The organism is Marinobacterium marinum, from assembly GCF_013868415.1.
Taxonomy (GTDB): Bacteria; Pseudomonadota; Gammaproteobacteria; order Pseudomonadales; family Balneatricaceae; genus Marinobacterium; species Marinobacterium marinum.
In genome coordinates, this window is sequence record NZ_JACEMT010000033.1 from 159,496 (window position 1) to 179,990 (window position 20,495).

Consider the following 20,495-nt stretch of genomic DNA (forward strand, 5'->3'; position numbering starts at 1 on the left):
TTTATAACACCTCTAGCTTGGATGTAAACTTTTTATTCAATCTTCGTCCACTTTAGGCGACGTGCATTGGTGACCACGGTAATGGACGACAATGCCATGGCCGCACCGGCAATGATCGGGTTGAATAAAAGTCCGGTAAGGGGATAAAGGACACCTGCTGCAACCGGTATGGCCAGGGTATTATAAATAAAGGCCCCGAACAGGTTCTGCTTGATATTACGGACGGTAGCCCTGGAGATGCCTATAGCATCGACCACCGACATCAGACTGGAACGCATCAGAGTTACATCCGCCGAGCTGATTGCCACGTCCGTACCGGACCCCATCGCATAGCCGATATCCGCCTGCGCCAGAGCCGGCGCGTCATTAATACCATCTCCAACCATGGCCACGATCTTGCCCTGGGCCTGAAGGTCACGGATCACCGCCTGTTTCTGCTCAGGCTTGACCTCGGCAATCACGCGATCGATACCTGCATCATGAGCAATGGCGTTAGCCGTTTGTTCGTTATCACCGGACAGCATGACCACTTCCAGCCCTTGTCGATGCAACCGGGCAACCGCCGCAGCACTATCCTCACGCAAGCGATCCGCAACCGCCAACAACAGTTGCATGCGCCCGTCAACGGCCATCCAGATAAGCGAATTTCCGGCCCGGCTAAAGCGTTCGGCCTGCTCCGCAAACGCGGATGTATCCACGGCATGCTGCTCAACCCAGTTCCGATTGCCCAGCAGTATCTGGCGCCCCTCCGCCCGGGCACTGACACCACTGCCTGCGGTCGCATCAAACGCCTCACTCTCCGCCAATTCAAGCCCACGTTCACGAGCATGCGCAACCACTGCCTGTGCCAACGGGTGCTCCGAGTGCTGTTCCACGCCAGCCGCCAGTTGCAGCCACTGATTCACGTCTCCGTCAGCATGTATCTCAACAACTGCAGGTTTACCCTCGGTCAGGGTACCGGTTTTGTCCACAACCAGAGTCGTGATGGAACGTGCCTGCTGGAGGGCATCACCATTGCGAATCAACACTCCTTTCTCGGCCGCACGTCCCACGCCCACCATGACAGACATGGGTGTTGCCAACCCCAGCGCACAGGGGCAAGCTACAATCAGGACCGTCAGGGCTGCCACTATGGCGTACGGCCAGGCCGGGGCCGGAGCCAACCAGACCCACATAGCAACCGTCACCACCGCAATCAGGATCACAATCGGCACAAACACGGCGGCAATGCGGTCCGCCAAACGTCCCAAAGCCGGTTTGGCATTCTGCGCCTCACGTACGGTCGCAACAATCTGTGCCAGTACGGTTTTCTGCCCCACCGCCGACACTTCGATCAGCAAACCACCCTGACCATTAACCGTTCCTCCGGTAACCTGATCACCCGCTTCCCGCTTGACCGGCAAGGGTTCACCCGTCAACATCGATTCATCCAGGTGACTGCTACCCTCAAGCACAACGCCGTCCACCGGTACACGCTCTCCGGGGCGTATACGCACGCGGTCACCTGGCAGCAGCATCGCGACGGGAACCGATTTGCTCTCGCCGTCCCGAATACGCAAGGCTTCACGCGGCTGCAGGTCCAACAGTTTACGCAAGGCGTCATTGGTATTGCCTCGCGCCCGGCTTTCGAGCGCCTGCCCCAGCAGTATGAACCCCAGGATCATGACCGCTGCTTCGTAGTACAAATGCATCGCTTGTGCCGGTAAAGCGCCGGGGGCAACCGCACTGACCAGCAATACCCCGGTGGAATAGATCCAGGCTGTCCCCGTTCCCAGGGCAATCAAGGTATCCATGTTCAGGTCACCGTGAAAAAGCCCTTTCCAAGCCCCCTTATATATATGTCCCGCACTGTACATCATGATCGCCAGTGTAATCACACCCAGAGCCACCCCCTGCAGAAGGCCGCTGTGAGTCTGCAGGTCCGGCATCCAGCCCACCAACATAGCCAGCATCAGGACGCCCCCCACCAACAGTGCAACCAGGCTTTGCTTCAGTGTTTGCCTGAATGCTGCACGCTCCTGACGGGCACGCTGCTCATAGTCATCCGGGCTCTGGATCAGAGAAGCTCCGTAGCCTGCCGCTTCAACTGCCTGCACCACCACTGACGGATCAACATCGGTCTGTACCGTTGCCGTACGGTCGGCAAAATTGATTGCGAAGTCGTCGATGCCCTCGCTCTGTTGCAGAGACTTCTCCACACTGCGTACGCACCCTGCACACCGCACGTTATGCAACGCAAACTGATAAATCGCCATCACACACCCCCTGAAAGGTATTGAATACGGGTTCCGATGACGTAATGATAAACCCTGAAGCCAAGTACAGGGTCAAGCCCCAACTGATCCTGGCAGAGGCATAAGCCAACAGGGCCCGACAACGCCAGGCCCTTCAGGGGGGATTATTCGGGCACAGCATATCGAGACATCAGGAAAACTGCTGGCGCAGGGCGCGTTTTAACAGTTTGCCCGAGGTGTTTTTAGGCAACCGAGTAACAAAATGAATCTGTTTGGGGACCTTGAACGGGGCCAGATGCATACGCGCATGGCGAATCAGCTCCTCGGCATCCAGTTCCGCTTCAGGCCTGAGCACAACCACCGCCGCGATTGCCTCTATCCATTTTTCGTCCGGTACACCAATCACGGCCACTTCATCCACTTCCGGGTGCGTGTAGAGCACATCTTCCACGTCACGGCTGGCTACCAGAACGCCTCCGGTATTGACGATGTCCTTGATACGATCAACGATCCAGACATATCCCTGTTCGTCCTGATACCCCAGATCACCGGAGTGAAACCAGCCGTCCGTAAAGGCCTCCGCCGTTTCATCGGGCTTGCCCCAGTACCCCACCATAAGCTGGGGTGAGCGGTGTACCAGCTCGCCCTGTTCACCAGGCCTGCACACTTCACCCGTAGCCGGATCAACAACCCGTGTTTCCACGCTCATCAATGGTCGCCCACAAGAAGCCGGGCGGGCCTGGTGCTCTTCCGGTCGCAGCACCGTTGCCAGAGGGGCGATCTCACTTTGTCCGTAGCAATTGTACAACCCGGACTGCGGCAGTCTGGCACTCAACTCTTGAACAATCGGCTCCGGCATGATGGAAGCACCATAATACAGCTTATTCAGGTGCTGCAGCTCTGCAGCAACAAAGGATGGATGGTGCAGCAGGGAAATCCATACCGTCGGCGGGGCAAAGAAGCTGTTCAACCGCTGTTCTTTCAAGTGCTGCAAAATCCCCTCAGGTGTCGGGGTATCCAGCACACATGTAAAGGCTCCTGCCAGTAAAGACGGAAGGGTAAACACGTGCATCTGAGCCGAATGGTACAGAGGCAGGGCTGCCAGACAACGGTCGGTAGCCTTGATATCAAGATGCAACAGGCAACTGGCATATTCCGCCATCAACGAGCGATGTGTATGCATGGCGCCTTTCGGATCGGATGTGGTACCCGATGTGTACAGAATTTGAACGACATCAGTATCCGACAGCTCTACCTGCGGCGCCCGATCTTCCCCTTCGCCCTGTGAAATCGCCAGTATATCTTCGTGCCTGTCCGCGTTTTCGCCATGCAGACGCCCCCGCACAACCAGATCCAGTGAATGTGCAATCGCATCCACATTCGCCTGCAGGCTGTCATCCATAAACAGGGCACTGGCACCGGATTGAATCAGCACATAGGCCAACTCACGTTCGGTCAATGAGAAGTTCACCGGTACATGGATCAGGCCGGAACGGGTACAGGCCAGCCACAGAATCAGGTACGCATCGGAGTTTTTGCCATAGGCGGCAACTCTGTCCCCTTTGTGCAACCCCAGTGCCAGCAGTCGATTGGCAACCCGATTAACCGCTCGGTCCAGGTCCTGATAGATCCAGCGACGCCCACGGTATTCCAAAGCGACCTGCTCGGCACAACGAACCGCTATACGGTGCAAGGCATCACCAATCGTATTGCGTGTTGCCTGCTGCACCCAAGCTCGAGTATCCATCGCTATCGTCATATTCCACCTCGTCTTATTATTCTTGTACGATCCTGTATACCCATCAGTTGTGCACTGCCCTGCCGGCTTCCAGCAATGCCCGCATACGTTGCAGAACCGCTGATTTTCAAGCTGCTCCGAAGCGCTCATACTGCCGCCGTAACACCTCTCGACAGCCGCCCCAGCCAGGCACTTGCGCCCGCCTGATCACCGCCACACAAGGCATCAACGATCTTGACTCATCATGATCCTGGCCTCAGACCCGCTCCAGGATCAGAGCAATACCCTGACCACCCCCAATGCACATGGTGACCAACGCTCGCCGCTTACCCGTGCGCTCCAGCTCGTACAGGGCCTTGAGCGTAATAATGGATCCCGTCGCCCCTACCGGGTGGCCATGTGCAATAGCACCACCATTGACGTTGACACAACTCGGATCGAAGTCCAGTGTCCGTGCCACTGCCAAAGCCTGTGCGGCAAAGGCTTCATTCGATTCGATCACGTCAATATCAGCCAGGCTCAACCCGGCCTGCTCCAGCGCTCGACGAACGGCCGGAATAGGGCCCAACCCCATCAAATGAGGCTCAACGCCCGCAAATGCGTAACCGACAAAACGCGCCCTGGGGGTCAGCCCTCGCGCCTGTGCTTCCGACATGGAGGTCAGCACCAGCGCTGCCGCACCATCATTAATGCCTGAAGCATTGCCCGCCGTTACAATTCCGTCCTTGCGAAAGGCCGGACGCAGCTTCTGCAGCCCGTCAAAGGTGACATCCGCCCGCACATGCTCATCTTCAGCGAACGACGATGTTTCACGCCCCTTGCGTACCGGCACGGGTACAATCTGAGATGCAAAATATCCGGACTGGGTCGCCAGCGACGCACGCTGATGACTATCAACGGAGTATTGATCCAGTTGTTCGCGTGTCAGGCCGTATGCCTGCGCTATATTTTCGGCCGTGATGCCCATATGCCCGCTGTCAAAAGGGTCACTGAGAATGCCAACAGTCATGTCCAGTGCCTGAGTGTCCCCCATACGCTGCCCAAAACGCATATTGGGCAGCAGATAGGCCCCCCGACTCATGCTTTCGGCTCCGCCGGCCAGGGCAACGCGACTGGCTCCGGCCTGAATCAACTGAGCCGCAGAGATCAGAGACTGAACGGAGGACCCACACAGACGATTCACGTTAAACGCTGCAGAACGCTCGGACAAACCGCAATTGAGCGCTATATGACGCGACAGGTAAGCATCCTGGGGACTGGTCGTGATAATGTGTCCGAAAACGGCATGATCAATCTCGGCCGCCTCGATACCGGCCCGCTCAATGGCTGCCTGACCGGCAAAGGTACCCAGTTCGGCAGGGGTATAAGCCGACAGGCTGCCCCCAAAATCACCTATCGCCGTGCGCGCACCCGCCACAATCACCACATCTTCAAGTTTAACGGTATCAAACATCCTGTTTCCTCTTGTTCTTATTAATGGCGTGGCATGGCTCTAGGCTGCCTGATTTGCCTTGCCCAACATGTCCCGGGCGATGACTTCCTGCATGATTTCAGATGTGCCCGCATAAATCGTTTGAATACGCGCATCAACATAAAAACGCGAAATCGGATACTCCTGCGAATAACCGTACCCTCCAAACAGCTGCAGACAGCGGTCAACCGCACGGCACTGCATTTCACTCAGCATCAGCTTGAGCGCGGCCGCATCCGTGCTGTTCATCTCGCCCCAGCCGTAGCGCTGCAGACATTGGTTGAAATAGGCTCGGCCCATCTCCAACTCGGCGCGTACTGTTGCCAGCACAAAGCGGGTGTTCTGAAAATCGGCAATGCGTTGCCCGAACGCACGACGTTCCTGCACATACGCCAACGTTAACTGCAGCGCTCCGTCAATCGCGCCCAGCGCCTGTGCCCCGACCCCCAGGCGCTCTCGAGGCAGCTCCTGCATCAGATATACAAACCCCTTCCCGGCCTCACCCAAAAGAGCGGACTCGGGTACAACCAGATCATCGAAAAACAGCTCGGCTGTATCACTGGCATGCTGGCCTATTTTGCGAATCGGCTTGCCCCGGGAAAACCCCGGCAAACTCGCATCCACGAGGAACAGGGAGACTCCGCGCGCACCGGCTGCGGGGTCAGTCTTGGCGCACACAATCACCAAATCAGCCAATTGGCCATTGGTTATGAATACCTTGGCACCATTAAGCTTCCAGCCGTTATCCACTCGCTCGGCCGATGTTCGCATGGCAGCCAGGTCACTGCCGGCCCCGGGCTCCGTCATGGCGATGGCACCCACGACCTCGCCACTGGCCATTCGTGGCAGCCAGTGCGCCTGTTGCGCCTCACTCCCCAGGTGCAGAAGGTAGGGCATGACGATGTTGGCGTGGATGTTATAGCCGCTGGCAAGCCCGCCAAAGCCTTGACGCGACATCTCCTCACACACCATCAGGCAGATATCGACGCCCGCGTTCGAACCGCCCAGCGCTTCCGGCAGATCCACGCCCAGTAATCCGGCCTCGCCCAGCGTATTCCACAAACGCCGTGGCACCTGATGAGCCTCTTCCCAGCGCTCATACTCCGGTGCGACTTCCTGTTGCAGAATACGTTTAACCATTTCCTCAAATAACGCCCTGTCTTCATTGCCCACAACCGTATCGGTTGCGGACTGTCTGTATACGCTCATGCCCGGCCCTTCTTGTCATTATCATCATGGCGCCTTCAACCAACCGGCACCTAACCCATTAAAGAGTTTTGGACAAAGCCTTGGAATGACAATCGAGGTCGTTTTAATTGATCATACAGGCCAACTTGATACAGACTCGATATTCAGCTGTGTACACTGATCGAAAGGAAGCGGAAGCCACAGAAATGATAACGACAGACCTGCCCAGACCTTCTTGCAAGGCGCATATCGCCAATCATTACATTCGAGCCAGCATTGAGGGTGCCCTTCGGCAGGGTGCCGAACCCGGTGTTTTGCTGAAAGCGGCCGGTATTCCACCGACCTGGCTCGACACCCCCGAACACCTGATCAGCGAACACCAACTCAGTGAGCTTATCAAGGCGGTCTGGCGCCATACCCGTGACGAGTTCATGGGCCTGTCACCAACTCCGTGCCGCCGTGGCGTGTTTTCCCTGATGGCAGAACTGGCTCAAGGAGCCAGCACACTGGGTGGCATGTTGCAGCAGAGCGCTCGCTTCTATACCGCCTGGTCGGACGATCTGAATATCGGTTTGGAGGCGACACCTCATACACAAACATCCCTGGTGTTTTACCGCCTGCACCTGAACCATCAAGGGAAGGACAGGCACCACCTGCTGCAGGAGTTCATTCTGTTGATGTGGCAGCGCCTTGCCAGCTGGCTGGTCGGACAGCAGATCCCCATTGCCAGCACCTGCTTCGGGTACCCGCCTCCTCCCCACGCACGCGAGTACCGTGCCATGTTTCTGGGTGAACTGCTTTACGAACAGCCACTGTGCGGCTTCTACCTTCATCCTCGCTACCTGCAACTGCCCGTCATCCGCAGCACCACCGAGCTGCAAGCCTTCCTGCAAAACAGCCCCGCCATGATTTTGCACCGCCCGGTCCCTGACAACAGCCTGCAAACCCGCATCCGAGTCCTGTTGCAGCGCCATGACCTTGACCAGATGCCGGAGCTGGACACCATCAGTCAGCTATTGGCCATTGCACCGCGCACCCTGCGTCGCCGTTTACAGGATGAAGGCACGACCATTCGTGAAATAAAGGAGAGACTGCGCAGAGATTTTGCGCTGAAGCTGCTGGCCAGTGAGCATGTCAGCGTGCAGGAGGTGGCGGAACAAACCGGATTTGCTGAGGCTGCCGCCTTTTGCCGCGCCTTCAAGCGCTGGACGGGGTACTCGCCGACACGCTGGCGGCGCCACATCAAAACGCTGGGCCGCCAGACTCAGGCAGGCAACCCGAACGGGTTGCCTTGAACAAAGCACATCAGAACATGTGCAAACCACCGTTGATGGAAAAATCCGCCCCCGTGATGTAGGCCGACTCATCCTCGGCCAGGAAAGTCACGATGCGACCGATTTCGGCCGGCTCACCCAGGCGACCGACCGGAATGGATTTGGCAATCTTGTCCAGAATCGCATCATCAATCTTGGCCACCATCGGCGTCATCACATAACCCGGCGATACGGTGTTAACGGTTACCCCCTTGGCTGCCACTTCCTGTGCCAGCGCCTTGGTGAAACCGTGAATACCGGCTTTGGCAGCAGAGTAGTTGGTTTGACCAAACTGTCCCTTCTGCGCATTCACCGAGGAGATATTGATAACACGACCAAAACCCTGTTCGATCATCGGATTAACAACCAGGCGAGTCATATGGAACATGGAGTCCAGGTTCGCCGTCAGAACCTCATCCCACTGCTCCCAGCTCATTTTCTTGAACTGGCCGTCTCGAGTGATACCGGCATTATTCACCAGTACATCAACATTGCGCCCCGTCAACTCCTTGACCGTCGCGATACAGGCTGCACAGGATTCGGCGTCAGTCACGTCCCCATAAGCCACATCCACTTCATACCCGGCCTTGCGCTGCTCTTCCTGCCAGGCCCTGGCCTTGTCATGATTACCGCCACTGTTATAACCGGCCACCACATGAAAGCCGGCATCACACAACTTGCGGCAGATCGCTTCACCCAAACCACCGGTACCACCGGTGACCAATGCTACTCGTTTGCTCATACTTCGCTTCCCTTTTCCATATTAGCGGCCAGGCCCGCTTCCGAAGACCTTATACTGACCCCCTGAAAACGAGGCCGCAGAGTTTTGAATGCACACTTTGATAATGCCAGTTCACCCTGTAACTGCATTGATCATAGTCTAATTAAACTGTGTCAGAAGCATGACCTTGGTTGATTAGGGTTATTGCCTATCAGCGAGATGCAGGCAAGACGTTCGAAGCGGTATCCAGCGCCTGCAGGTAGCGCTTGACCCAGGAGGAGGCCACTACGGCCGTAATCGCGTTGGCGACGACCAACGCACAGAACATGCCCGTCAGGCCAAACAGCTGGTTCCCCAGCCAGCCCAACGGCACATACATCAGAAACAGCCGGAACAGGCTGATGCGCATCGCACGCATCGGCTGATGCAAGGCATTAAAGGACGATGCGCTCAAGAACGTCATCGCCTGAAAACCGAAACCGGCCGGCACAATCAACATCCACGTCTGCAGCCAGCGTGCCACGGCCGGATCATCACTGAACAACTGTGCAATACTGCCGGACGCCAATACCAGCACCCCGAAGATCAACAGCTGCCACAGCAGTGCAAAACGAATCGCCCCACGGTAGGCGGCCTTCACCCGCTCCACCTTAAGCGCACCATAGTTCTGACTGATAAAAGGCGGCAGTGTCATCGACAAGGCCAGACACACCAGCAAGGACAGAGATTCAATGCGCGCACCGGCCCCAAAAGCGGCAACCGCTTCAGCGCCATGAACGGCGACCAACGCCGTCAAAATACCATTGGCCAGAGGGGTCATCATATTGGAAAGGGCCGCCGGCAAACTGATTGATAGTACTTTCCGCCAGTTATTCAGCATCAGACGCGGCTCTGGCCAGGCCAGTACCAGCATCCCCTTGCGGTGATAAAGCAGATGCAGCGCCAACAGTGTTGTTATAGACCAGGCCAACACACTGGCCAAAGCGGCCCCACGAATCCCCATTGCCGGTACCGGCCCCCAACCAAAAATCAGCAAGGGATCAAGAATGATATTGATCAGGGACGAGATCAGCATGACCGCTGCGGAAAGCCGGGTATCACCCGAGGCACGAAAAGTGCTGTTACACACCATATTCAACACCAGAAAAACCGAGCCGGCGAACCATACTTCCATATAGGCATCGATCAACGGCAGCAACTCGGGATCAGCCCCCATCAGCCGAAAAATCGGATCGGCAAAATGCTGCCCGGTGATGCCCACGACGGTCAGCAGCAGGACCGTCAACAACAGGTTATCCGTTGCCAGGCGAGCAGCCTGTTGTTCGCTGCCATTTCCGCTGCCAATCAGACGCGCCAGAGTTGCCGATGTCCCGACCCCCAACCCGATGGCAAGACTGACAACCGAAAAGGAGACCGGAAAGGTAAAAGCCAGAGCAGCCATGGGCGCCGTGCCCAACTGAGCCACAAACCAGATGTCAGCCAAATTGAACAGCATCAGACTGACAATGCCGAACATCATCGGGACTGTCATACTCACCAGCGTCTGGCGAATGGGGGCGTTAAGCAGATCGAGCGGCCTGGACATGCTGCTCCTGTAAGCGGAAGAAAAAGAACGGGGCCAAAGTGTAACAGAAAACCGGCGGGCCGCGTTCGACAGCCCGAGTAAATATCCAGCAGGCCTGTCACCTCATCATTCCCTTCACACCGTGCCGCCGCACGTTAACAGTCTCCCTGACTACACGTTATACTAGCGCTCAAATACACAGGTTTGGGCAGGCCTGGCAGCAGGGTATCAACCCTGTCCGCAAGGTTGCCATCACGAATTTAGAGGACGCTTGATGAACCAATCCAACCAGGCTCAGCAGCAAAAAGCCATGCTGGAATCCGAACACTCCCGCGCAGAAGGATTGAAGCACGAAAAAGCCGGCAACTACCCCCAGGCCATCGAGTGTTTCCAAAAGGCACTGACTCTCTGCCCGGGCAGCTACAATGCCTGGATCAACATGGGAGTGGTGTTGATCAAGGCACAACAGTACAAGGCAGCAGAAGAAGCTTTCAGAAAGGTCCTCAAGTTTTCTCCGGATGACACCGTCGCCCTGAACAACCTGGGCTATGTTCTGCTGCACTCCAACCCGCAGGAAGCCGAAAATATTTTCAAGCGCTATCTGGAACTGAAGCCCCGGGACGTACAGGCACAGTACAATTACAGTATCGCCCTGCAGCAAAACGACAAGTCCGCGCAAGCATTGGACATTCTGGAGCAACTGGTTGCACAGACCTCCCCCCAGCCGATCATTCTGAACAATACCGGCCTGCTGGCATTCAATGTCAAAAATGATGCCGACACTGCCGTCACCCACATTACGCATGCACTGTCCCTGCAACCGGATCTGATGATGGGGTGGTACAACCTGGCCATGATCGTTGCCAAACGGCAGTTTATCCTGAACGACGAGCACAAGCGCCTGATCGGCATGAACGATTTGGGGGATGACGCGAACGAAACGGCCACCCGACTGCTGGAAAAGGCACGAGATCTGGGCCTGCCGATCGAGTAAGGCCGGCCCGACCAGATTCGGTATTTTCCCGACGACAGGACCCGAACCTGCCTGGATCAACAAGCCCCGCCTGACGGCGGGGCACAGGCGATAGCTCCCTCCAATGCAAATGTCAGAAAGGCAAAATGGCCTTGACCCAGAAGGCGTCGCCTTCGGGACGATTTTCCACCGCCATCTCTTTCTGGTATTTCAATGACAGGAAGAAACCCTTGCCGTTGTCGTATTTAATGGACGGGCCGATGGCGAACGCTTGTCCTTCATTGCCGATATCGACACCATTCACTTCATCACCGGTAGTCTGCTTGTAGCCATACCCCCCAATCCCCACAACCCAATTGGGACTTACACCATAGCCGAGCGAATAGTCAAAGTGCAGCTCCTGACCGGACTGGTAATTCGTATCATTGTTCTCGAAATTGTAGTCATACATCAGCTTGATGTCGGCGTTCCAACCGGTCGGGTTGACCCAGGACGCCGCATAGGCCGCCTGTACTCCCCAGTAGTTGCGACCAATATTGGCCATATCTTCAACATCATATTCACCCACGGGTATGAATACGTCCATTCCCACCACCGAGTGAAAGTTGGGATTATGATGGTACGCCAGAGCAAATGCGGTCAAATCAATGTCGCCCACCCCTCGATTACTGTCTCTCATACTGCCAACCGACACATCCATATCGACCAACGGCAGCAAGGCAGCATGAAACAGCTGTCCTCCGAACAGAGTGGTATCAGTCACCCAAACCAGGCGTGGCGCCACCACGTTGGCACGCAAACGGAAATCGATCGGCACACGGCTACCAGAGCCATCCATCAGATCGTCCGCTGCATACCGGTTGGCATAGAGCAACGAATAAACGCCGGGAGGTGGCAACGCGCCCATCAGGTAGTTTTCAGCTCCCATGGCGTAATTCGAGCCACCACCCTCGGTAGCCTGAGCTTCGCCGGGGACACACAATGCCATCACCATAGCCGATGCAGCACCGACCTTGTGGAAGAATTTCATCATCAGGCAAGTCCTGTGTTGTTCTTGTTATTGGCGCACCGCCCCGAGACAGGTGCGCATGAGCGGCTTCAGCTTTGCAGCTGGGCAAATGCTCCACGATAGAACAGCAGCGGCTCACTGGGGGAACTGTTCAGTGCATCGACACGTCCGACAATCAACAAGTGGTCTCCCAAGATGCGGGTGAACTCCACCGTACACTCAAGCTGAGCCTGGGCGCCCTCCAAAAGAGGGACCTGACGGTTATTGAGTCGATACTCAACACCCTCAAATTTATCCTCCACGGGACGCGCAAATTGCATGGCCAGTGCTTCCTGTTGTTGCTGCAGGATATTGATCGCGAACGGTTTTCCCTCCTCAAATGCGCCACGATTTGGTGAACGCAGAGCCAGGCTCCACAATATAAGAGGCGGATCTAGCGACAGCGAAGAAAACGAGTTCGCCGTAATTCCTATGGGCAGATGATCTCCACCAGGCGCCGTTACCACCGTCACGCCAGTGGCAAATAGCCCCAGGGCATCACGCAACGCGCGAGGGTCGATTACGGGCGCAAGGCTTGCAGTCGCGGAGCATTTTTCCAGCGTCGTATGGGCTGTGGTCACATTTGTCATGTCAAGCCGCTCCTTGTTGCATATGTGATTCGATTACACGACGGCAATCCTCTTCATCCAGCCACCAAGGCATATAGTCCGGCGGATTGTCGAAACCGTTGGCAAGCAGAGAGGCCAGGGAATCAGATCCTTGAGCCGCGCCCATCAATTCCAGAATGTGCGGGGCTGGTGGCCGCAACATACTGTTGGTCCACGCCACAACCTGAGACGCATATTGCCAATAGGTTTCGAAAGTCTGCTGCATCCATTCTTCCGTGAATGGCTGGTCACCTCTCGCCAGAATTGCATCCAGATATACACGACTGCATTTGGCACTGTTGTTGGAACCCTGCCCGGTAATCGGATCATTAACCACCAGCGCATCGGCAATGCCCATCACCTTGCGGCCGGACGGCAGCGTCGCCACGGGTTTTCGAACTGTCGGCGGAAAGCGGCCTGCCAAAACACCGTTCTCATCCGTCAATTCAACCTGCTTGCAGCGCTCCGCCTCCCAAGGAGCATAGGTACTGATAATTTCCAGACTACGCTGCAAGTGTTCCTGCGGTGTGGTGACATCGCCCCAGCAATCCATGGGGCCGCCGGGAATGCCTTCAAACACCATGATTTCGCAAGGGCCACTGAGAGTCAGGGCCGGGAAGACAAAGTATTCCCCCACACCCGGTATCAGATTGAAAGCCACGCGTGAATACGGTTCTTTCGGGGTCATTCCGTGTACATAGGTGAGCGCCAGTGCACGCTGCGGCTTGTCAAAGCACGAACGTTCTTCATCACGCTCGAACATGCGCACAATTTCGCCTTTGCCCGCGGCCACCAGTACCAACTCATAAGCAGCCGCCAACTCTTCCAATTCCTCAATGCCGACATCACAGATTCTCAGATCGCCCCCCAGGCGTTCGAACTCATCCATCCAGCTTGGCATCTTGATGCGCTGGTCCACCGACAGAGCCTTGCTATCCAGTGGCGCCGCCCAGTCGATCAGCTTTTCACCCGGTTGCTCCAGATTGGGCACGGTGACACCTATCCCCTCAACAGGCGGGCAATCATGCTCCCAAAAATCAAGCCCCAAATCCCGCTCGGTCTGCAGAGAACGATCAAACATGCATTGGCTGGACATGACCTTGCCAGCACGAATCTGTTCACCTGTACGATTGGACAGGAGGGTGACCTCATGGCCGGCCTTGAGCAGGCCAATGCCGGTTTGCAGGCCGGACTGGCCCGCGCCTACGATTGCAATTTTACGTGTCATGTGAGAACTCCAATCTTATTTTTATAGTGCCGGCTGGGGGGCACAACCGGCGTTGGGCTGATATTGCTGACACCAACGAATTACTCCGCCAGCTTGGGAATTGCGGGCTCCTTCTGCTCGGGCCCCAGCGCCGAGTAGCCGCCATCAACGGCATAGTCGGCACCGGTCACAAAGCTGGCTCGGGGCGAACAGAGAAATAGCACCACTTCGGCGACCTCTTCAGCCCCTCCCAGGCGTCCCAGCATGTGGAAAGGCGCGGCGACACGGTCAGCCTTGGCACGGTCACCACCGCTCACCTCCTCGATTACACGAGACCAGGTCCAGCCCGGGGAGACCGAATTTACGCGAATACCATCATCGGCGAAGTCCAGCGCCATGCTGCGGGTCAGGTGTTTGAGCGCAGCCTTGCTGGCGGGGTATATCCAACGTCCCGTTTGGGCTGCCTGAGATGAAATGCTGGTGAAGTTGACGATCACCGCCCCTTCTTCCTGCGCCAGCAGGGGGCGCACGGTTCGAGCGGCCATCACCGCACTTACCACATTAATATCAAGCGCCTTGAGCCAGTCGGCACGGCCAGAGTCAGCCCCTTCATCCAGATAACTGCATGCAAGATTGACCAGGTAGTGCAGCCCCCCGAAATGCGCGGCGGTCTGGGCCACCGCTGCCTCCAGCTGGCTGTCGCTGGTAATGTCGGTTTCGATGAACAGCGCCGAAGCCCCCAATTGATCCGCCAGCTTGGCACCGGATGCCGCATCGATGTCGAGGATGGCGACCTTGGCGCCGCTGCGTACGAAAGCTTTCGCGACGGCCGCGCCGATCAGGGTGGAGCCTCCCGTAATCAAGGCAACACGATTGTTGAATTCACTCATAATCGGTGCCTCAATTCTTGTTTTCACTGTTGGGCCAGGTCGGCATCAACGTATTGGACGGCAGGGTTTCATCGAGCAACTTGGCGGCGGTTTCACGCCCTGCTACAGGCAATCCCGTGGGGTCGAGCACCCCCAGCTGAACCAGAACCGAAGCCTGATCCCAGTAAATGTGTTCGTGATAGAGCTTGTCGCCCCGGAACTTGACCACAGCCAACAACGGAATTTCGACGTACTTGCCTGTAGGTGCAATGCCGGGTACCAGCCAATCGATTTCACGGTCATGGGTAAAACAGAACAACAATTCGTCAACGATCTGGGTATCACCGATAGTGCGTGAAATCGGGATCAGATGAGTGTCACCCGGGTTCACATCCACAAAGTGATGCTTGTAAAAGCGATACAGGTCCTTGTACCCCACCCCACCGGTCAGCGTAGGAATGTGATTGACGTAGGGCTCTGCCACCATGGTCGCCATGGTGTCCTCGACATTACGGGTATTAAATTCGTATTCGCAGTGCTTGTCCCATAGATGAGACAGGTTGTAGTCGGGACCGATGGTTTTGCGCAGTACCGCCACCGAACGCTCATGTGCCATTAATGCTGACGGCTTGTGATAATGCTCCGATGCCGGGCGAGCGAAAGCGTGATCTACGCCAGGATAGGTGTACAGCTCGACTTTCTCACGGGGTTCCAGTGCCGCATGAATATCATTGCGGGCAGCAGCCGGGCAGTACTCATCGTTTTCGGCAAAGTGAAGTACCAAACGGCCGCGAATGTTGTCGGCCTCGTCCAGGTGATTCTCAATCCCCATGCCGTAGTAGCCAACTGCAGCATCCACATCACAGCGACATGCTGCCAGATAGGCCATACGCGCACCAAGACAGAAGCCCAGCACGCCAACCCCACCCGTAAACTCCTGGCGAGCTTTCAGGGCAGTAATGGCCGCATCAATATCCTCAACGCCCTTGTCCTGATCAAACCCCTGATAAAAACCGAACGCTTTCTGCCAGGACGCCTCATCATAGTTCAACTCGACATTCGGCTCCTGACGCCAAAACAGATCCGGCACCAGCACCAGGTAACCTTCTTCGGCGTAGTAATCCGCAATCTGACGCATGGTGCCGTTAACGCCAAAAATTTCCTGCAACAGGATCAGCCCTGGCCCTTCCCCCGAAGCAGGTACTGCCATATAAGCGCTGAATTTACCTGAACCGTCTTTTGCATCAACTTGAATCTGGATTCCCATGAGTGACTCCTTGTTATTATTCTCACGTTTCGTGAATCCATACTATTTAAAAGCGTTTGGTCAATACGATCCGATCTCAGCAACCTCTATCCGGATAGTGCAGAAAAGTAAAACCACTTATCCACCTTCTGCGTTTACCTTGTATATAATGTTGCTACCCCCTACAGCAGACGCAGACTTATCTGTGGACTGATAAAAATAAGAAGGGAAGTAGCCCAAATGTCAGTGAAAGAAAATCTTTCGCCTCTATTGGCGAATGCCTTGCTGGACCAGCCAGACAAACTGGTATTCAGCTGCGGCAGTGTGGAGGAGGTACAAGCCAAGGTCGGCACTGCTTTCAAGCCGCATCAATTTGTCCCGGCCCGACACACCGCGACGCTCAAGTCGCGCCTGCACCAATTCACCATGGGCCAGGTTTCTTTTCACCGTTTGAAATACGGGGCCTCCGTCCAGGTTGACCCCGAATGTCTGGAAGACTTTTTCCTGATCCAAATGCCCGTCAGCGGGCTAGCAGAAATCAATTGTGGCGACTGTACGCTCACCACCAACTGCCGGCAGGGCGTCGTACTGAACCCCACTCAACGTCTGACCATGCGCTATGACAGCGAATGTGATCAATTGATGCTGCGCATCGATCGCCGCGAGCTGGAGCAGATCTGCAGTCGCTACTTGGGCCACAGCATTAAACACCCCGTAGAATTCAACTGCCATTTGGACTGGCAAAATTCACCGGCCTGGATGCACATGCTGGAATACATCATGCAGATGCAAAAGGACCTGCCAGGCTGCCTGCAGCAGCCACTGATTATCCGGCAACTGGAAGAGCTTGTAATCAGCACCCTGCTGAGTCAGCAGCCCAACAACTATTCGCTGGAACTGGCTGGCGGACAGCGCCCGCTGGCACCACGCCACGTCAAACGGGTTGAGGAGTACATCGAAGCGCATGCGCAGGAGTCACTGTCACCGGCCATACTGGCTGAAATAGCCGGTGTCAGCGTACGCACCCTCTATGCAGGGTTTCGTGAATTCAGGCATATGAGCCCAATGGAGTTTCTGCGCAGCATACGTCTGCAACGTATTCACCAGGCCCTGTCCAGACCTGAACATCTGTCGTCCGTAACCGATACGGCCATGTACTGGGGGTTCTCCCACATGGGCCGTTTCAGTCAGGAATATCAGAAACTGTTTGGCGAAAAGCCAAGTGAAACCAGACGCAAGGCACACGCCTGAATGGCGGTGCCTTACAGAGGTGTCCGCAACATTAGAGCAGCATCAACACCAGCTGGGGGAAAGCACTTAACAGCACCAGCGTCACCAAGGTCGCAAGCAGGAAAGGCAGTAAAGAACGAAAAATCTGCATGGGAGGAATCCCGGTCATGGAGGAACCGATAAACAACCCCGCACCCACCGGTGGCGTAAGCAAACCGGTCACCAGTGTCAGGCAAACCACTACACCGAACTGATACGCTGATATATCGAACTGCTGTTGGGCAATAGGCAACAGGATTGGTACCACCAGAATCAGAGCGGCAATACCGTCAATGACCATACCGACCAGAATCAATACACCGACCACCATCAACATGAACATAAAGGGGTCCGACGTCTGCTGGGCAATCCAGGCTGCCGCAGCCTGAGGAATCTGCTCGTAGACCACGACCCATCCGAACACGCCTGCAGCCGAAATCAGCATGATCACCATCCCCGCATTCAAGGCCGTACGGCGCAGGATTTCTGGCAAATGGGAAAACTTCAGATCCTTGTAGATGTACTTCCCGATCAGCAACGCGGCCAGAGATGCCAAAGCCGCTGACTCTGTCGGCGTCGCCAGACCGGTCAGGATACCGCCAATTATCACCATGGGAATCAGGCCTGCCGGCAGCCCCATCACCAAGTATTCTCGACGCTTGGCACGGTCCGGCCACTCACCTTTCGGGTATTCCTGCACCAGGCCAATCACGGCAATAACAATAAAAAACAACAGCGACATGAGCAAACCCGGCACAATGCCGGCGATGAACATTTCAGCAATCGGGATCTGTGCCAGCACACCAAAAAGTACGAATAGCATGGAAGGCGGAATAATGGGTGACAGCAGCCCGCCGGCCGACGTAATGGCGGCCGCATATGAACCGGAGTACCCTTCCTTCTCCATCGCCGGCACCATGGCACGGGACATGATGGCGATCTGTGATGCTGCCGACCCCATGATCGCTGCCATCATCATATTGGCAACCAGGTTGATATAGGCCAGACCACCACGAAAGCCACCGACCAGAATCCGGGCCAGATTGATCAGGCGGCTGGTCAGCCCCCCTTCATTCATCAGTTCCCCCGTCAGCATGAACAAGGGAATTGCCAGCAGACCATAACTTTCAATGGCGCCAAATAGCTGCTGCGGGTAGGAATCAAACAGTACCGAGTTTCCCGAAGTCGCGATATACCACAACGCTGTTAAAGCCAAAACCAGTGCAATAGGGACACTGCAGAACAAGAGAATCAAGAAAACTGTAAACGTCATTCTGACACCCCCTTATAAAATACTGCATATTTAAGACTGGCCAACATATTATTCAGGGCATGAAGACTTAATGACATTGAAAATAAGGGCAGTATCAACCAGGGCCATATTTTATTAATGCCGATCGTATTGGTCTTTTCCGAATACAGAAAATTAAATGTCTCTCCCTGGAATTTTTTAATATCAAAACCCACATCTGCAAACGTAACGGGGTCCAGCCAACGCCAGCAGAGCACCAGTAATGCCACTGCAAACGTCAGTATCATCACGTCTGAAATCAGCTGCATCCAGGCCTGAGCACGTTTGCCAAGCAGGTCTGCCAGCAGCGTAACCGCCACCACCTGACGACGCTTAAGAGCGACCGATGTAGCCAGAAAAGTGGTCCAGACCATGGCATAAATGGCCAGCTCATCCACCCAGTAAATTGCCATGCCCAAGGAGCGACTGACAATGTTCAACAAAATAAGCAAGGTGACAACTGCCGCCATGATGGCCGCCAACCCCATCTCGATACGGACCAGCCGGTCAGAAATGAACGTCAACATCGGATGTCCTCGCCCTGCAGCCGCCAGGGGCTGCAGGGTAATAGCTCAGAAGATCAGCTGCCTTTGATCTCGGCAACCGCTTTTCTCAGTTTGGGCAAAGACGGTGCCTTCTCGGACCAGATCCCTTCCCACTCGGCAATGGCGTCAGCAAAGTCTTCCCGGGTTGCCTCATGAATGGTGATATTCCGGCCTCGCAGCTCCTGCTCTTGTTCCTTTTCCAGCGCCTGGAAGTGCTCAAGCACCGCATCCAACTGGATACGCATGCTGGTTTGCAGCAATTTGCGCTCGTCCTTGCTCAGGTCTTTCCAGACACGCCCGGATACCACCCCTACCATCGGGAACATCATATGGTTGGAGATCAGCATCTTGTCGGAACGATCATAGAATTTGAAAATGAGGATGGAATCAAAGTCCATGTCGATGGCATCGATCTGACCATTGGCCAGAGCATCATACACGGCCGGCAATGGCATAGGCGTCGGAGCGGCACCAGTGGCCTTGTAGAAATCACGAATCGGCTCGAAAGGCGTGATACGCAGCTTCTTGCCCTCCAGATCGGCCGGCCCTTCCAGCGTATCACGGCTCATCACCTGGCGCAGACCAGCCATGCCGTACCCCACACCAACCAGGCCGGCTTCAGACGGCAACTGATCCAACAGGTCGGTCGCCGCTTCTGACTTCAAAAGCGCCGCAGCCTGATCGATATCATCGACCAGATAAGGCGCGTACAGCGCACCGAAATCAGGTACACGATTGGATATTTCAGCCACGGTCAGAAAAGCCATATCCAGTGCACCGGTCTGCAGCTGCTGCACCATCTGAGCTTCATTGCCCAACTGCTGGGAAGGAAAGACGGCAATACTGTGCTCGCCGCCGGACTTCTGCTTTACATCCTCAGCAAAGGCTTCGGCAGCCTGAGTCCAGCGGTGTGGCGGGGGAGTAATCAGGCCCAAACGGAAGTCTCGCGCCTGTACCTGAGCGGCCATGACCAACACCAGACCAGCCGTCATGACGGGCATCATTAAGCGTTTCATCAACATATATAACTCCATTCACTCTATTATAATTTTTATACCGGTGAGCGTGATGCCGACCTGGCGCCGGACACGTCCAGACCTCCCTGATCCGGCAAGCCTTATACCGCAGACGGTCCTGCTTCAGACTCCTTCCACAGCCGGTATTCAAGCGACCCGCCAATCAATTTGACAGTCCCTGAAGCCGCCAAAGT

Annotated in this window: 17 protein-coding genes; 3 read left to right on the forward strand and 14 right to left on the reverse strand. The window is 55.7% G+C overall.

The genetic code is table 11. The features are described 5' to 3' along the window. Positions 1 to 32 precede the first annotated feature (32 nt). The 4 genes from H1S06_RS02925 to H1S06_RS02940 all read right to left on the reverse strand — a co-directional run bounded on the left by H1S06_RS02925 (position 33) and on the right by H1S06_RS02940 (position 6,652). A complete protein-coding gene (locus H1S06_RS02925) occupies positions 33 to 2,255 on the reverse strand; it encodes a heavy metal translocating P-type ATPase (protein ID WP_181737026.1) in 2,223 nt (740 codons plus the stop codon). Between the two features lie 169 nt (positions 2,256 to 2,424). Next, positions 2,425 to 3,993 (reverse strand): fatty acyl-CoA synthetase, encoded by a 1,569-nt coding sequence (locus H1S06_RS02930; RefSeq protein ID WP_181737028.1) that lies wholly within the window; start codon positions 3,991 to 3,993, stop codon positions 2,425 to 2,427. Between the two features lie 235 nt (positions 3,994 to 4,228). Further along, entirely contained in the window at positions 4,229 to 5,425 is a 1,197-nt protein-coding gene (gene bktB, locus H1S06_RS02935; RefSeq protein WP_181737030.1) for a beta-ketothiolase BktB, read from the reverse strand. Between the two features lie 39 nt (positions 5,426 to 5,464). Then, positions 5,465 to 6,652 (reverse strand): acyl-CoA dehydrogenase family protein, encoded by a 1,188-nt coding sequence (locus tag H1S06_RS02940; RefSeq protein ID WP_181737032.1) that lies wholly within the window; start codon positions 6,650 to 6,652, stop codon positions 5,465 to 5,467. Between the two features lie 185 nt (positions 6,653 to 6,837). On the opposite strand from H1S06_RS02940, the gene H1S06_RS02945 reads away from it, so the two are divergent. After that, entirely contained in the window at positions 6,838 to 7,926 is a 1,089-nt protein-coding gene (locus H1S06_RS02945; protein WP_181737034.1) for an AraC family transcriptional regulator, read from the forward strand. 10 nt (positions 7,927 to 7,936) lie between these two features. On the opposite strand, the gene phbB is transcribed toward H1S06_RS02945, so the two are convergent. Further along, positions 7,937 to 8,686 carry an acetoacetyl-CoA reductase gene (phbB, locus tag H1S06_RS02950; RefSeq protein WP_181737036.1) on the reverse strand — a complete coding sequence of 250 codons (750 nt, stop codon included), beginning with the start codon at positions 8,684 to 8,686 and terminating at the stop codon, positions 7,937 to 7,939. 190 nt (positions 8,687 to 8,876) lie between these two features. After that, positions 8,877 to 10,250 (reverse strand): MATE family efflux transporter, encoded by a 1,374-nt coding sequence (locus H1S06_RS02955; protein ID WP_181737038.1) that lies wholly within the window; start codon positions 10,248 to 10,250, stop codon positions 8,877 to 8,879. A 253-nt stretch (positions 10,251 to 10,503) separates the two neighbouring features. Between H1S06_RS02955 and H1S06_RS02960 the strand changes: the two genes are divergently transcribed. Continuing rightward, positions 10,504 to 11,223 (forward strand): tetratricopeptide repeat protein, encoded by a 720-nt coding sequence (locus H1S06_RS02960; protein ID WP_181737040.1) that lies wholly within the window; start codon positions 10,504 to 10,506, stop codon positions 11,221 to 11,223. Positions 11,224 to 11,335: 112 nt separating this feature from the next. Here H1S06_RS02960 and H1S06_RS02965 read toward each other — a convergent pair whose 3' ends face one another. The 5 genes from H1S06_RS02965 to H1S06_RS02985 all read right to left on the reverse strand — a co-directional run bounded on the left by H1S06_RS02965 (position 11,336) and on the right by H1S06_RS02985 (position 16,201). Continuing rightward, entirely contained in the window at positions 11,336 to 12,235 is a 900-nt protein-coding gene (locus H1S06_RS02965) for a SphA family protein (protein ID WP_181737042.1), read from the reverse strand. A gap of 65 nt (positions 12,236 to 12,300) precedes the next feature. Next, positions 12,301 to 12,840 (reverse strand): flavin reductase family protein, encoded by a 540-nt coding sequence (locus tag H1S06_RS02970; protein ID WP_181737044.1) that lies wholly within the window; start codon positions 12,838 to 12,840, stop codon positions 12,301 to 12,303. Between the two features lies 1 nt (position 12,841). Further along, positions 12,842 to 14,086: a styrene monooxygenase/indole monooxygenase family protein gene (locus H1S06_RS02975; protein WP_181737046.1), complete on the reverse strand. Its 1,245-nt coding sequence runs from the start codon at positions 14,084 to 14,086 to the stop codon at positions 12,842 to 12,844. A gap of 80 nt (positions 14,087 to 14,166) precedes the next feature. Further along, complete coding sequence (locus H1S06_RS02980; RefSeq protein ID WP_181737048.1) at positions 14,167 to 14,955, reverse strand: SDR family oxidoreductase; 789 nt, start codon at positions 14,953 to 14,955, stop codon at positions 14,167 to 14,169. Between the two features lie 10 nt (positions 14,956 to 14,965). Further along, positions 14,966 to 16,201, reverse strand: coding sequence for a dienelactone hydrolase family protein (locus H1S06_RS02985; RefSeq protein WP_181737050.1), 1,236 nt, complete (start codon positions 16,199 to 16,201; stop codon positions 14,966 to 14,968). 219 nt (positions 16,202 to 16,420) lie between these two features. On the opposite strand from H1S06_RS02985, the gene H1S06_RS02990 reads away from it, so the two are divergent. Beyond that, positions 16,421 to 17,431 carry an AraC family transcriptional regulator gene (locus H1S06_RS02990; RefSeq protein WP_181737052.1) on the forward strand — a complete coding sequence of 337 codons (1,011 nt, stop codon included), beginning with the start codon at positions 16,421 to 16,423 and terminating at the stop codon, positions 17,429 to 17,431. A 31-nt stretch (positions 17,432 to 17,462) separates the two neighbouring features. Here H1S06_RS02990 and H1S06_RS02995 read toward each other — a convergent pair whose 3' ends face one another. The 3 genes from H1S06_RS02995 to H1S06_RS03005 all read right to left on the reverse strand — a co-directional run bounded on the left by H1S06_RS02995 (position 17,463) and on the right by H1S06_RS03005 (position 20,307). After that, positions 17,463 to 18,722: a TRAP transporter large permease gene (locus tag H1S06_RS02995; protein ID WP_181737054.1), complete on the reverse strand. Its 1,260-nt coding sequence runs from the start codon at positions 18,720 to 18,722 to the stop codon at positions 17,463 to 17,465. Then, positions 18,719 to 19,228 carry a TRAP transporter small permease gene (locus H1S06_RS03000; RefSeq protein WP_255482876.1) on the reverse strand — a complete coding sequence of 170 codons (510 nt, stop codon included), beginning with the start codon at positions 19,226 to 19,228 and terminating at the stop codon, positions 18,719 to 18,721. The genes H1S06_RS02995 and H1S06_RS03000 overlap by 4 nt, the downstream gene beginning before the upstream one ends. Before the next feature lie 92 nt (positions 19,229 to 19,320). Then, entirely contained in the window at positions 19,321 to 20,307 is a 987-nt protein-coding gene (locus H1S06_RS03005; RefSeq protein ID WP_255482877.1) for a TRAP transporter substrate-binding protein, read from the reverse strand. Between the last annotated feature and the right edge of the window lie 188 nt (positions 20,308 to 20,495).

Excerpts from the sequence above, each read along its gene's own strand:
- H1S06_RS02990 (WP_181737052.1), top strand. The coding sequence starts at position 16,421 with ATGTCAGTGAAAGAAAATCTTTCGCCTCTATTGGCGAATGCCTTGCTG.
- H1S06_RS02980 (WP_181737048.1), bottom strand. The coding sequence starts at position 14,955 with ATGAGTGAATTCAACAATCGTGTTGCCTTGATTACGGGAGGCTCCACC.
- phbB (WP_181737036.1), bottom strand. The coding sequence starts at position 8,686 with ATGAGCAAACGAGTAGCATTGGTCACCGGTGGTACCGGTGGTTTGGGT.
- H1S06_RS03000 (WP_255482876.1), bottom strand. The coding sequence starts at position 19,228 with ATGGGGTTGGCGGCCATCATGGCGGCAGTTGTCACCTTGCTTATTTTG.
- H1S06_RS03005 (WP_255482877.1), bottom strand. The coding sequence starts at position 20,307 with ATGTTGATGAAACGCTTAATGATGCCCGTCATGACGGCTGGTCTGGTG.
- H1S06_RS02940 (WP_181737032.1), bottom strand. The coding sequence starts at position 6,652 with ATGAGCGTATACAGACAGTCCGCAACCGATACGGTTGTGGGCAATGAA.
- H1S06_RS02995 (WP_181737054.1), bottom strand. The coding sequence starts at position 18,722 with ATGACGTTTACAGTTTTCTTGATTCTCTTGTTCTGCAGTGTCCCTATT.
- H1S06_RS02960 (WP_181737040.1), top strand. The coding sequence starts at position 10,504 with ATGAACCAATCCAACCAGGCTCAGCAGCAAAAAGCCATGCTGGAATCC.
- H1S06_RS02985 (WP_181737050.1), bottom strand. The coding sequence starts at position 16,201 with ATGGGAATCCAGATTCAAGTTGATGCAAAAGACGGTTCAGGTAAATTC.
- H1S06_RS02955 (WP_181737038.1), bottom strand. The coding sequence starts at position 10,250 with ATGTCCAGGCCGCTCGATCTGCTTAACGCCCCCATTCGCCAGACGCTG.
- H1S06_RS02975 (WP_181737046.1), bottom strand. The coding sequence starts at position 14,086 with ATGACACGTAAAATTGCAATCGTAGGCGCGGGCCAGTCCGGCCTGCAA.
- bktB (WP_181737030.1), bottom strand. The coding sequence starts at position 5,425 with ATGTTTGATACCGTTAAACTTGAAGATGTGGTGATTGTGGCGGGTGCG.
- H1S06_RS02925 (WP_181737026.1), bottom strand. The coding sequence starts at position 2,255 with ATGGCGATTTATCAGTTTGCGTTGCATAACGTGCGGTGTGCAGGGTGC.
- H1S06_RS02970 (WP_181737044.1), bottom strand. The coding sequence starts at position 12,840 with ATGACAAATGTGACCACAGCCCATACGACGCTGGAAAAATGCTCCGCG.
- H1S06_RS02945 (WP_181737034.1), top strand. The coding sequence starts at position 6,838 with ATGATAACGACAGACCTGCCCAGACCTTCTTGCAAGGCGCATATCGCC.
- H1S06_RS02930 (WP_181737028.1), bottom strand. The coding sequence starts at position 3,993 with ATGACGATAGCGATGGATACTCGAGCTTGGGTGCAGCAGGCAACACGC.
- H1S06_RS02965 (WP_181737042.1), bottom strand. The coding sequence starts at position 12,235 with ATGATGAAATTCTTCCACAAGGTCGGTGCTGCATCGGCTATGGTGATG.